Annotated in this window: 13 protein-coding genes and 1 pseudogene; 10 read left to right on the top strand and 4 right to left on the bottom strand. The window is 62.9% G+C overall.

Annotated elements, in window-relative coordinates; all coding sequences use genetic code 11:
• Positions 1–641 precede the first annotated feature (641 nt).
• Positions 642–1,691 carry a pseudouridine synthase gene (locus HMPREF2656_RS12330; protein ID WP_141761093.1) on the bottom strand — a complete coding sequence of 350 codons (1,050 nt, stop codon included), beginning with the start codon at positions 1,689–1,691 and terminating at the stop codon, positions 642–644.
• Here HMPREF2656_RS12330 and HMPREF2656_RS13210 point away from each other — a divergent pair.
• The 6 genes from HMPREF2656_RS13210 (at position 1,627) to HMPREF2656_RS13205 (ending at position 4,778) form a co-directional block, all read left to right on the top strand.
• Positions 1,627–1,773, top strand: a complete 147-nt coding sequence (locus tag HMPREF2656_RS13210) for a hypothetical protein (protein ID WP_167594476.1) — start codon at positions 1,627–1,629, stop codon at positions 1,771–1,773. The two genes, HMPREF2656_RS12330 and HMPREF2656_RS13210, sit on opposite strands and share 65 nt — an antisense overlap.
• Before the next feature lie 62 nt (positions 1,774–1,835).
• Positions 1,836–2,741 carry a universal stress protein gene (locus HMPREF2656_RS12325; protein ID WP_070422661.1) on the top strand — a complete coding sequence of 302 codons (906 nt, stop codon included), beginning with the start codon at positions 1,836–1,838 and terminating at the stop codon, positions 2,739–2,741.
• Positions 2,742–2,825: 84 nt separating this feature from the next.
• Positions 2,826–3,095: a GlsB/YeaQ/YmgE family stress response membrane protein gene (locus HMPREF2656_RS12320; RefSeq protein WP_070422660.1), complete on the top strand. Its 270-nt coding sequence runs from the start codon at positions 2,826–2,828 to the stop codon at positions 3,093–3,095.
• Between the two features lie 115 nt (positions 3,096–3,210).
• A complete protein-coding gene (locus tag HMPREF2656_RS12315; RefSeq protein WP_070615663.1) occupies positions 3,211–3,840 on the top strand; it encodes a TetR/AcrR family transcriptional regulator in 630 nt (209 codons plus the stop codon).
• Between the two features lie 8 nt (positions 3,841–3,848).
• Positions 3,849–4,622 (top strand): class E sortase, encoded by a 774-nt coding sequence (locus tag HMPREF2656_RS12310; protein ID WP_070816928.1) that lies wholly within the window; start codon positions 3,849–3,851, stop codon positions 4,620–4,622.
• A gap of 3 nt (positions 4,623–4,625) precedes the next feature.
• Positions 4,626–4,778, top strand: a complete 153-nt coding sequence (locus HMPREF2656_RS13205) for a hypothetical protein (protein ID WP_168156436.1) — start codon at positions 4,626–4,628, stop codon at positions 4,776–4,778.
• A 3-nt stretch (positions 4,779–4,781) separates the two neighbouring features.
• Here HMPREF2656_RS13205 and HMPREF2656_RS13535 read toward each other — a convergent pair whose 3' ends face one another.
• Together HMPREF2656_RS13535 and HMPREF2656_RS12300 are read right to left on the bottom strand one after the other, a co-directional pair.
• Positions 4,782–5,729 carry a TIGR00730 family Rossman fold protein gene (locus HMPREF2656_RS13535; RefSeq protein ID WP_083319550.1) on the bottom strand — a complete coding sequence of 316 codons (948 nt, stop codon included), beginning with the start codon at positions 5,727–5,729 and terminating at the stop codon, positions 4,782–4,784.
• Positions 5,729–6,280 (bottom strand): DUF2020 domain-containing protein, encoded by a 552-nt coding sequence (locus HMPREF2656_RS12300; protein ID WP_070816927.1) that lies wholly within the window; start codon positions 6,278–6,280, stop codon positions 5,729–5,731. Before HMPREF2656_RS12300 ends, HMPREF2656_RS13535 begins: the two co-directional genes overlap by 1 nt.
• On the opposite strand from HMPREF2656_RS12300, the gene HMPREF2656_RS12295 reads away from it, so the two are divergent.
• Positions 6,279–7,499 (top strand): sensor histidine kinase, encoded by a 1,221-nt coding sequence (locus tag HMPREF2656_RS12295; RefSeq protein ID WP_070816926.1) that lies wholly within the window; start codon positions 6,279–6,281, stop codon positions 7,497–7,499. The genes HMPREF2656_RS12300 and HMPREF2656_RS12295 overlap by 2 nt on opposite strands.
• A 15-nt stretch (positions 7,500–7,514) precedes the next feature.
• On the top strand, positions 7,515–8,153 hold the full coding sequence (locus HMPREF2656_RS12290) for a LuxR C-terminal-related transcriptional regulator (RefSeq protein WP_070422656.1): 639 nt from the start codon (positions 7,515–7,517) through the stop codon (positions 8,151–8,153).
• Here HMPREF2656_RS12290 and HMPREF2656_RS12285 read toward each other — a convergent pair whose 3' ends face one another.
• On the bottom strand, positions 8,154–8,789 hold the full coding sequence (locus HMPREF2656_RS12285; protein ID WP_070453376.1) for a DUF6474 family protein: 636 nt from the start codon (positions 8,787–8,789) through the stop codon (positions 8,154–8,156).
• Between the two features lie 106 nt (positions 8,790–8,895).
• On the opposite strand from HMPREF2656_RS12285, the gene HMPREF2656_RS12280 reads away from it, so the two are divergent.
• Together HMPREF2656_RS12280 and HMPREF2656_RS13200 are read left to right on the top strand one after the other, a co-directional pair.
• Complete coding sequence (locus tag HMPREF2656_RS12280) at positions 8,896–10,395, top strand: TM0106 family RecB-like putative nuclease (RefSeq protein WP_246825169.1); 1,500 nt, start codon at positions 8,896–8,898, stop codon at positions 10,393–10,395.
• Positions 10,396–11,045: 650 nt separating this feature from the next.
• Positions 11,046–11,308 (top strand): annotated as a pseudogene (locus tag HMPREF2656_RS13200) (hypothetical protein); the annotation flags it as partial.

The following is an 11,308-nucleotide window of genomic DNA, read 5'->3' as shown; positions in this document are numbered from 1 at the left end:
GAGTAGGTTACCGCCGACCCAACAACTTCACACACAAACACCCGTAGACGAAACCACCCAGTTTCATCTACGGGTGTTTTTTCACATTCCCATCCCTCTACATTTCGTTGGTGACCACCAACTAGTCCGCAATGCGGAGTCGGAATGTCTGCAATGCGGAATCAACGACAAAACCGGCGTCACTATCCCACTGCATAGTCAACGGCTGGGTTCCCAACCGCCCGTGACCTGGCTGAGGCAACAGAATCGTTGGTGTCCACCAGGTTGTCCGCAACGCGAAGTGAGAATCGGAACGAGGCTCACTATGCCACTGCATAGTTGGTGTCCACCCACTTGTCCGCAATGCAGAGTAAGGAGGGGATCGGGCATGACTATGCCGCTGCATAGTTAATGGGTACACCCCCACTAGTCCGCAATGCGGAGCCAAGCGGTTTCCACCCGCCCGTAGATACTTCATGTCTGGCGCGAACAGCTATCGATGCAAAATGATGCCTCATCGGCTGCAGGGTTTACACTCCGCCCAGGTCAGCGAAAGGTGTGATGTGCAGTTTTGCATTCGGGGTTCCGGTAAGTCAGAAATGGTCCCGACAGATTGTGACAGCCGGACTGGCCAACGAAGGAGCTGTCAGGCCTTCCCGCCTCTAGTTCAGTGCGAAGGAGCGATCTTCGCCGGTCAATGGATCTACGAACCCTAAGCCGATGCAACGTAAACGCATGGGGCGGGAGAAGTCTTCGGCGTCGGCGGGGAGTAGGACTGGGTAGATGGTGTCGCCAAGGATGGGGGCGGCTTCGGTCATCATCTGGAGGCGCAGTTGGTGGGTGCGGCCGGTCGTTGGGTGGAGGACGTAGCGTGCCAGAGGAACGGTGACGCCATAGAGTGACTGCAACCCCTGCTCCTGCTCGGCAGGCAGCCGAGTAACGGAAGCTACCTCGGTGTGGGAGTTCGGCTCCTCACCCACGAGTACAGAACCAGCGGCTTCGCCAGCAACCTTGACCAGGTGGTGGGACCAGTCTGCAGGTACGGACAGTGCAACATACGGTGCGATCGCCTCGTACATCTTGTCCACCTCCCGGCGGGCAAAAAGTTCCTGGTAGGCGCCACGGACTTCGCGGCGTTTGGTCAACAGCAACAAACCAGAGGTGCCGCGGTCCAATCTGTGAGCGGGGGTGAGTTCTTCGTTCCCGGTGGCGCGACGGAGACGCACGGTGGCGGTTTCGGTGATGTGGGAGGCACGCGGCATCGTCGCCAGGAATGGTGGCTTGTCCACGACGAGGATGTTGTCGTCTTCGAAGACTGGAACGATGTCGTAGGGGACGGGGGTTTCGGGGGCGGGACGTCGGTAGAAGAAGACGTCGGTGCCGGGTTCGAGCCAGTCCTCGGGAGAGATTGGGGTGGTGTCGCGGTGAACGACGAGGGAGTCGTCGAAACGCTGTTGTACTGCGGAAAAGTTGTCTTCGGGGTGGCGGTGGCGCTGAGTGGAGACGAGGTGCCAGATGAAGTCGATGGCGCGGATGCCGTCGCCTTCGGGGACGCGGGCGCGGGATGCGCCGAGGCCGCCGCGGGGTGGCAGCGGCATTGCTGGTGGACCCTTCTTTCTCGCCATAGTGTGTAGTAGATTAGCCCGCATGGATTTAGGAGCATTGGTTGAGCCGTTGATGGGCTTCTTTTCGCAGGGCATTGGTAAGGCGATCGCGGACGCGTTGACCCTGATTTACAACTTGCTGTATCCGGCGAATGCGCCGGCAGCAACCCCGGTGGAGATTCCCCGCTAACTTGCGCTTGCGCGACTAGAATGTGGGTATAACCACCTGTCTACCTCAGAAAGGCTGAGATAATGACCCAGGAAGAGACCCGCGAAGACATCGTCGTTGTTGCTGTCGATGGCAGCCCCGCTTCAGATAATGCGGTGCGTTGGGCGGCGAATACGGCGATGAAGCGTGGTATTCCGCTGCGTTTGGCTGCGAGCTACACCATGCCGCAGTTCCTGTACGCGGAGGGCATGGTTCCGCCGGCGGAGATTTTCGACGAACTCCAGCGCGAGACGATGCAGTCCGTGGATCGTGCCCGCGATATCGCACTTGAAGTGGCGCCGGACCTGCACATTGGCCACGCGGTGGCTGAGGGTTCTCCGATTGACATGCTGCTGCGTATGTCGAATGAGTCCACGATGATCGTGATGGGCTCCCGTGGTCTGGGTGGCCTGTCTGGCATGGTGCTGGGCTCCGTTTCTGGTGCTGTGGTGTCGCACGCGAACTGCCCGGTTGTGGTGGTGCGCGAGGATAGCGCGGTGACCGAAGAGAACAAGTACGGCCCGGTTGTGGTCGGTGTGGATGGCTCCGAGGTTTCGCAGCGCGCAACTGAAGTTGCCTTCGAGGAGGCGGCGGCGCGTGGTGCGGAGCTGGTTGCGGTGCACACTTGGGTGGATACGCACATCCAGGGCCCTGGTGCTGGGTACGCGGTGGCTGAGGATCACTGGGAAGCTGTGAAGCAGGATAAGCAGCAGCTTCTCGACGAGTTGTTGGCCGAACTGATCGAGAAGTACCCGGATGTCCAGGTGAAGAAGGTTATTGCACGTGACCGTCCGGTGCGCGCACTGACCAACGCGGCAGAGAACGCCCAGTTGCTGGTGACCGGTTCGCACGGTCGCGGCGGCTTCAAGGGCATGCTGCTTGGGTCCACTTCGCGTGCGCTGCTGCAGTCGGCGCCGTGCCCGATGATGGTGGTCCGTCCGGAGGAGTAATAGATTCGTTACCCAAAAGTCCGAAAAACGAGGGACAATGGTAGGGGTAACTGACAAAATCTATTTATAAGGACGGATTTCAACATGACTCCAACACTTGGTTTTATCGGCTGGATTATTATCGGTGGCCTTGCTGGCTGGATCGCATCCAAGATGCAGAACCGTGACGCACAGATGGGCATCGGCCTGAACATTCTGGTCGGTGTTATCGGTGGTTTCATCGGTGGCTGGCTGCTTGGCCTGCTCGGCTTTGATGTGGAAGGCGGGGGACGCTTCTTTAGTTTCCTGACCTGCCTGATCGGTGCGGTGATTCTGCTGTGGATTGTGAATAAGGTGACAGGTAGTCGTCGATAAGCAATCTGCTTTGAGCCCCCGGAGTGAGCTGCTCCGGGGGCTTTTCGCTGGAATAGACGAACCGTTTTGTCTATATTGAGATGGTCCTGTTTTAGGCGCGCGAAAGGAGTTCCTATTGGCCGCCGCCACGAGTAAGAAGAAGGCGCCTGCGCGCCGCCGCGATCGTCCGAGTCCTCGGCAGCGTCTGCTGGATGCCGCGACGAAGCTGTTTACAGAAGAAGGCATCCGCGTCATCGGCATTGACCGCATTTTGCGTGAGGCGGATGTGGCGAAGGCGTCGTTGTACTCGCTGCTGGGGTCGAAGGACAACTTGGTTGTTGCGTACCTGGAGGAGCTCGACGAGCAGTACCGTTCACGTTGGGGTGAGCGTGCGGCGAAGGCGCCGGATGCGGATTCGAAGATCCTCGCCTTGTTCGATATGGCGATCGAGGAGGAGCCCCAGAAGGAGTTCCGTGGCTCGCCGTTCCTCAACGCTGCGGCCGAGTATCCGCGCCCGGAGACGGAATCCGAGGAGCGGATTGTGGAGACCTGCAGGAATCATCGCCTGTGGATGCATTCCACGATCACGGAGTTGCTCAATGAGAAGAATGGCTACGATTCGTCCTCGTTGACGGATGAGCTGCTGATCTTTTTGGAGGGTGGGCTTGCTGGTGCGCGCATTTTGCGTGACAGTGCCCCCTTGCACACTGCGAAGACCTTGGCTAAGTCGAAGCTGGGTGCGCCGCCGCCGGACTACTCCATCTAGGTAGGGCTGTGAAGAATCGGATTAGTTTCTCGCAGGTGATTGGCGAGGTCCTGCTGACGGTTGGCGTGCTGCTTTTGCTGTTCGCGTTTTATGAGTCCTATTGGACGAACTTGGCGTCGGCGAAGATGCAGGACGAGGTGCAGTCGAAGCTTGAGGAGCAGTGGGTGAACCCTCGTCAGGCGAAGCACGCCGAGTTGGGGGACGCGCTTGCGAAGATGTATATCCCGGCGTTTGGGCAGGACTACCAGTTCGCCATCGTCGAGGGCGTGCAGGAGGCGCAGTTGCTCACGGGTCCGGGCCACTACCCGGATACGCAGTTCCCGGGCCAAGATGGCAACTTCGCGGTTGCCGGTCACCGTGTGGGCAAGGGTGCGCCGTTTAACGACCTTGGCGCACTGAAGGCGTGCGACGCGATTGTGGTGGAGACGCAGCGCGAATGGGTGACGTACCGGGTGATGCCGTTGTCGCCGGATCCGGCGGCTCGTCACGCGGAGGGCGCCGGATGCTTGCCGGAGCAGATGAATGAGCGCATCGCGTCGGGCGATTACCAGCACGTGCTTGGCCGGGAGATCACGCTGCCGGGCAACATTGAGGTGGTCAACCCGATGCCGGGGTCGAAGTCTACGAAGGTGGAGCCCGGCATGGAGGGCTTGATTACATTGACCACGTGTCACCCACAGTTCTCTAACGCCGAGCGCATGATCATTCACGCGGTGCGCACGGAAGTGACGCCGAAGGACCAGGCGGGCGCGCTCCCGCCGGCGATGACGGAGGTGGATTAGCCCATGTATGCAGCGTTGTGGCGTAAACTGCCCGGCCCGCCGGTGGTGAAGTGGCTGCTCACCGCCGTCATTATGGTGTTGCTGTTCCTCCTGCTCATGGAGGTTATTTACCCATGGGTGTCGGCGCAGATGCCGTATAACGACGTCGCGGTGTAGCCCTTAGAGCCAGCGCGGTACCGGTGGGTGCCAGGCGCGCAGTGCTGCGATGAGTTCGTCGGGGTCGTCGGCGACGATGAGGTGTGCTCGGTCGGTGGCGCGCACAAAGCCGTGGGCGACCATGTGGTCCACCATGGCGATGAAGGGGGCCCAGAAGTCGCGGCCGAGCAGCCCGATGGGTTTGCGGTGGAGGCCGAGTTGTTGGTTGGTCCATTCGTCGAAAAGTTCGTCGAGGGTGCCGGCGCCGCCGGGCAGGGCCACGATGGCGTCGGAAAGTTCGCTCATGCGTGCTTTGCGCTCGGCGAGGGTGTCCACCATTTCGAGGCGCTCGAGCCCGTCGTACTGGATCTCGTATTGCGCCAGGTGGTGTGTGAGGACGCCAATGCTTTTCGACGACCCCCTCGCCACCTCACCCATCAACCCGAGCTTGGATCCGCCGTAGACCAGAGTGATGTCGTGGCGGGCCAGTGCCTCGCCGAAACTGCGGGCGAGCGTGGCGTTGTTCGGGTCGGTGCCCTCGCGGGCGCCGGCGAACACGGCGATGGCGTTGATGTTCGCGGGGGTTAGCGCGGGAAAGATTTGGGTGCGCAGCAGGGGCGCGATTTCAAAGTCGGCGTGGTTCGTGGGGTCGATCCAGGTGGCTTCGGCGATCTCGGCGGCGGGGGCCGGATCGGCGGGTAGGCCGGGGTGGAGGAACACCGTGGAGGTCACGCTGTGGCCGGGCTCGTTGGAGGCCTCGGCGGTAAACGTGCCCAGGTAGCTCAAGTGTTCGGGGTCGACGTCGATGCCGACTTCTTCGCGGGTTTCGCGCATGGCGGTTTGCAGGCGGGTCTCGCCGCCTTCCGGCTTGCCCCCGGGGAGTTGGTAGCGCGGGCTGGAGTGTTTGCGTACGCACAGGACACGCCCGGTGCTGTCGGTGAATACGATGGCGGCGACGTTGATGGTGTTCATTACAGCCCTAGGTTAGTGATTGCTTCGGTGGCGACCGCTTCGGCTTTGACCGACTCATCCTGGTTAGTAAACACCGTCACGGCCACGTTGCCTTTGGCCACGGAGTATGCGGCGCCGATGCGGTTGGGGACGTCCCCGCCGCCGTGGCGGCCGCCGTCCCAGCCTTCGGGTTGGTCAGCGGGTTGGGTGAAATCGATCGGGGTAGCCCAGTCCACCACAGCCATGGCCTGTTCGGGGGAGTCCATGTGGCGCACGATCACGGTCAGTTGGGGTTCTTCGGGGTAGGACCAGAACTGGCAGGCGGGGGTGTCGAAACGGGGGTCGGTGCCCACCCCGGTGACACGTTGGCCGTTGGTGCGCGCTACCCACTCGGTGTCCAGGTAGGGGCATTCCTGCCATCCGTCGCGTGCGGTTTCCGGCAGTGCTTCGACGGGCAGGCCGGAATCGGGGGCGGGTGCGGGTTCGGGGGTGGGGGTGTCGTCGTTAAGCGATTGCTCCCCACAACCGGCGAGGGCGAGCACGAGCAGCACGATGGGTAATCTCGAACGCATGAGCTCCAGATTAGTGCTGCTGGAGCAGCACCCCGGAAAACGTACCGAAAACAGCGCGCTTGATTCCGGCATCACCATTTTGGCCGTGTGCCTGATGGTGGTGTCGCTGGGCGCGCTGGCGCGGATGCCTCTGAACGAGGCGCTGCTGCACATTTTGCTCACCGCCGGGTTCGCGTTCCTGCTGTTCTACGGCATGGTGGAGATGTACCGATGGGGCAAATGGGGCCGCATCGTGTGGGCGTTTAGCGCGACAGCGCTGTGGGTGGCGGATACGACGGTGTCGCCGGTAGCGGTGTACTGGGTGTTCGTGCTGTTCTTCGTCTACCTGCGGGCGATGCGCGGCTGGCTCGGCTACGCCTGGGTGGCGGTGGGGCTGGCAATTAGTATCGCGGTGCAGATCCCGGCGGGGCTCACGCTCGGCGGGGTGATGGGACCGGCGCTGTCGGCGGTGGTGGTGATGGCGATTGATTGGGCGTTTTTCACGATCAATAAGGTCAGCCAAGAGCGCCAGCAGCTTATCGACGAACTCCTGGCCACCCGCGACCGTCTCGCCGAAACTGAGCGCGCCGCCGGTGTGGCACAGGAACGCGAGCGCCTCGCACACGAGATTCACGACACGGTGGCGCAGAACCTGTCCTCGATCCAGATGCTGCTGCACTCCGCCGAGCGCGACATCCAAGCGTTGGGTGTGGACGCGACGCAGCCGTTGCGCAAGATGGAAACTGCGCGGCGGGCGGCGTCGAACAACCTGGCAGAAACGCGCGCGATGATTGCGGCGTTGGCGCCGGCGCCGTTGACGGAGTCGTCGTTACGTGAAGCGCTCGAGCGGGTCGCGGGTGACTTTGCCGCGGCAGGCGAGTTGGACATTGAGGTGGAGACAGACGGCGAGGCTATCCAGCTGCCCATGCGCGTGGAGGCCGGCCTGCTGCGTATCGCGCAGGGGGCGGTGTCCAACGTGGTCAACCACGCCGAGGCCACCCGTACCCGCATCACGCTGACCTACGCGCCGTACGAGGTGCGCCTGGACGTGGTGGACAACGGGCGCGGCTTCGACGTGGATGCTCAGGAACTCAAACCCAGCGGGTTGGGGCATCTGGGGCTGGACGCGATGCGTTCACGTGCGGCAGAACTGGGCGGAAAGTTGGACATTGAGTCCGCGCCGGGCGGGCCTACGGCCCTTTCTGTCGCCGTGCCGGTTAATATCAACCAAAAGACGTAAACGAGGAGGTCCCCGGTGATTAGAGTCCTGCTGGCAGACGACCACGAGATCGTTCGCCTCGGCCTGCGTGCCGTGCTCGAAGAAGCGGACGACATTGAGGTCGTGGCAGAAGTTGCCACCGCGGAAGGCGCGATCGCCGCAGCGCAAGCCGGCGGCATTGACGTGGTGTTGATGGACCTGCGCTTCGGCGCCGGTGCGGAAGGCCAGCGTGTGACCACGGGTGCGCAGGCGACGGCGGAGATCCGTTCCCGGATGTCCAACCCGCCGAAGGTGCTGGTGGTGACCAACTACGACACGGATGCGGACATCCTCGGTGCGATTGAGGCCGGTGCGGTGGGCTACCTGCTGAAGGACGCCCCGCCAGAAGAGCTGGTCGCGGCGGTGCGCTCGACTGCCCGCGGTGATGCCACGATGTCGCCGGTGGTGCGCGACCGTTTGGAAACGCGCGAGCGTACGCCACGTTCGTCGCTGACGCCGCGCGAGCTGGAGGTGCTGCAACTAGTGGCTGCTGGCTCGTCGAACCGCGAGATCGGCCACGAACTCATGCTGTCTGAGGCCACCGTGAAGTCCCACCTTGTCCACATTTACGACAAGTTGGGTGTGCGCTCGCGCACCTCGGCCGTGGCGTCGGCGCGCGAGCAGGGTGTGCTCTAACTAGCGGGAGAGGCGCTCCTGGACATCGCCGGCGAGGACGTTGAGGTCCTCGTCGATGGAGTTGTGAGCCAGACGGCGCTGCTCCGGGTTGGCGTGTTCGGCGTTGCGGACGGCCTGCTCGAGTTCGTCGAGGCGCACGCTCGCGTCACGCTTGAAGCTCTCGGTCAACTCGCCGGAGCCGGACACGCTTGCGCGGATCGCCTCGATGCGGGCCTTGAGCTCGGCGCCGCGGCCGGAGTGGCGCGCCAGATCACCTGCGGACAGGCCGAGGCCTGCTGCGTTGGCGTTCACCTGGTTCTGCTGCAGGGAGGTCAGCGCCTTGTAGATCAGCGGCAGCGCGACGGGGACAATGACGCGGGCGGCGCCGGTCCACTGCTTGGCCTTCTTCTTGGTAATGCCGGCTTCTTCGATGCGCTTCAGGTGCGCCTTGGCCAGGTCCTTTTCGTGCTTACGCTTGCGCTTGAGGCCCTTCTTCTCTTCCTTCAGCAGACGCTTTTCTGCCTTGTCCAGCAGTTCGGCGGTGCGCTTGTCGGCCTTCGCCTGATCCTTGGCCAGTTGGCGTGCGTGCACCTCAGCGGCCTTAATTTCGGCCTTGACGTTGCGGCGTGCTTTGCGGATGATGCCCAGGACACCCATGGTCGGTACTCCTTGCGTTTTCGTTTGCGTTAACTCCAAACAACTGTACCTGCCGGTCCGACAACACCGCCCGGGTATCGTGGCAGGCATTGTGAAACCTCCCACCGTGGGCGGAACTGCCCAACCAGCGCAGCCGGTGCGCGCGTCCGATCTTGTCGGGTGCCGCTACCGGCTGCGTCAGCGACGCGCGCACCCGGATACGCCTGAGCTGCCGGATGCGCTGCTGCGCCAACCGCAGATTGATGCGGGTCGTGCTGCTGTGTTCGATGCGTTGCCGGTGAAGCGGGCGGTTGGGGATGGCCGTGGAAAGGCGTTTACGCGCATTGATATCGATCCGGGTGCGGGGGTGGATGCGCGGGTCGTCGATACGCGGTTGGCGCTGAAGCGGCGCGCACACCTGATCACTAACGCGGCGCTCGAAGGCGAGATCGATGGGGCGCCTGCACTCGCGGAGGTTGACATCCTCGTGCGCACCGACCGCGGGTACGCGCCGGTGATCATCTCGAACCACCGGGTAGCGCGCGAGCATCCGACGAACGAGATGTTGATGGTGCCCACCGCCCGGCTTGGGTTGGGGCGCGCGATGACCGTGAAGGCGAAGGGGCGCCACCACACGGTTGACGGCTACCGCCTGGCCATGGCGCACGTGCTGCTGGGCACGCTTGCGGATGGCCGCGGCGGAGCGGTCGGGCAGGATCGGGCGCGCGTGTATGTCGTCGACCCCGCCCGCTACGTCCCGCAGTTGCGCGAGGCGCTTGCCGTGGAGATCCCGGACGAGCCGAAGCGGATGAAGCAGTGCGCATCCTGCCGGTTCTGGCCGCTGTGCAGCCCGCGCCTGGAGGAACTCGATGACATTTCGCTGCTCCTGCCGGGCGGCCGCGGGGACGTGTGGCGCGAGGAAGGGATCACCACGGTGCAGTCGCTTATCGACGACGGCCCCGCCGAACCCGCAGCCATCGCCCGCGCCTGGCGCGCCGGTATCCCGGTGCTGCGGCGTGAGAAGTTAGCGCCGGTGCCGCGTGCCGACGTGGAGATCGACATCGACATGGAGGCCTACCTCGACCAGGGCGCCTACTTGTGGGGCGCGTACGACGGCGAGGAGTACCGCGCGTTTGTCACCTGGGAAGACGTTGGTGGTGCGGCCGAGGAGGCGAACTTCAACGCGTTCTGGTCGTGGCTGATGCAGCGGCGTCGCGACGCGCGCGAGGCCGGCCAGACCTTCCGCGCTTACTGTTATGCGGCGGGTGGGGAGAACCACTGGCTGCGGTCGTCGGCACGCAGGTTTGCCTCGGTGGACGAGGCGGAGGTTGCGGAGTTCATCGCGTCTGAGGATTGGGTCGACGTGTTCGCCCTGGTGCGACGTTCGCTCGTCGGCACGGATGGGCTCGGCCTGAAAGTACTCGGGCCTGTGGTCGGCTTCGCGTGGGAAGACGACGACGTGGATGGGGAACGCTCCGTGGCACTGCGCCGCGCGGGCAGGCTTGGCGATATCGACGCGCGCGACATGCTCATCCGCTACAACGAAGACGACTGCCTGGCCACCCGTGCCGTGCGCGACTTCCTGGATGCCGGCGCGCCAGGCGTGCCACGTTTGGGCGAGGTGTAGGCGAATCGCTGGCCGGGAGCGGCCGGTTGTTCCCGCGACGTCCCGCCGTGAGGGGGTATCCCCGGGGGCGCGGCCGAGCTCGACCGCCCACACAAGTAGTCGCCAGGTTAATCGACGATAATTACTCCTGTTAAGGCGTGCGCAAACTATGGGCCGACACCAGTCCTCGACGCGCACACGCGTGAGATTGTCGGCTGGCAAATCACCAACCACACGGGAGCATCACTGGCTAAAAATGCATTTGCCTCGTCAGCGCGTCTGGGGCGCTGATAGGGACACATCCGGACTGATCCATCATTCAGACAAGGGTGTGCTGTACAGCTCGGTCGTCTACGCACAGACCCTGGATGAGTCGCGGGATATCGCTTCGGTTTGCTAAAGGGGCTCACCATCAGCGAGCGTTACACCACACTGGGGGCGCGACCCAACGCATGACCGATGCAGCGATCATCGACGCCTAAGAACACGCCTACAACACCGCTCAACGCTATGGCGCAGATGGGCGCGACAACGAAATGCCTCCCATGCGCGACCGCCAAACAATGACCCGACGAGTACGCGGATACGTCACACAGTCCAAAAACGGCTCATACACGAGCGCATCAGCCCCAGGCCGTGCAACAAGCACAGAGCACAAAGCCCTCGCCACAATGGGACGCAAAGGTGGACAAAAAGCTGCAGAACGCTGGAAAACCGATCCCGAAGGCGACTATGCCAAGGCACAAAGGGAAACACTCGCAGCCGCGAATAAGCGACGTGCCCGTCAAGGAACTGGCACTCGCAGTCGTGTGCTGGCGGTGTATTCCCAGACGCTTGTAGATACAGGCGAAGTACCTACTGCGCGTCAGATCGCAGAGGAGATCGGTATAACCAAGCGCATTGTGTTTTGTCAAGTTGTTTTAGGCCGTTTCGG

Origin of the sequence: Corynebacterium sp. HMSC034B08, from assembly GCF_001835805.1 — a bacterium.
In the GTDB taxonomy this organism is placed as follows: domain Bacteria; phylum Actinomycetota; class Actinomycetes; order Mycobacteriales; family Mycobacteriaceae; genus Corynebacterium; species Corynebacterium coyleae.
This window is presented reverse-complemented; position numbering and strand designations above follow the sequence as displayed.

What these genes read in the sequence shown, in the direction of transcription:
- HMPREF2656_RS13210 (WP_167594476.1), top strand. Translation starts at nt 1,627, where the DNA reads ATGGATTTAGGAGCATTGGTTGAGCCGTTGATGGGCTTCTTTTCGCAG.
- HMPREF2656_RS12325 (WP_070422661.1), top strand. Translation starts at nt 1,836, where the DNA reads ATGACCCAGGAAGAGACCCGCGAAGACATCGTCGTTGTTGCTGTCGAT.
- HMPREF2656_RS12320 (WP_070422660.1), top strand. Translation starts at nt 2,826, where the DNA reads ATGACTCCAACACTTGGTTTTATCGGCTGGATTATTATCGGTGGCCTT.
- HMPREF2656_RS13205 (WP_168156436.1), top strand. Translation starts at nt 4,626, where the DNA reads ATGTATGCAGCGTTGTGGCGTAAACTGCCCGGCCCGCCGGTGGTGAAG.
- HMPREF2656_RS13535 (WP_083319550.1), bottom strand. Translation starts at nt 5,729, where the DNA reads ATGAACACCATCAACGTCGCCGCCATCGTATTCACCGACAGCACCGGG.
- HMPREF2656_RS12295 (WP_070816926.1), top strand. Translation starts at nt 6,279, where the DNA reads ATGAGCTCCAGATTAGTGCTGCTGGAGCAGCACCCCGGAAAACGTACC.
- HMPREF2656_RS12300 (WP_070816927.1), bottom strand. Translation starts at nt 6,280, where the DNA reads ATGCGTTCGAGATTACCCATCGTGCTGCTCGTGCTCGCCCTCGCCGGT.
- HMPREF2656_RS12285 (WP_070453376.1), bottom strand. Translation starts at nt 8,789, where the DNA reads ATGGGTGTCCTGGGCATCATCCGCAAAGCACGCCGCAACGTCAAGGCC.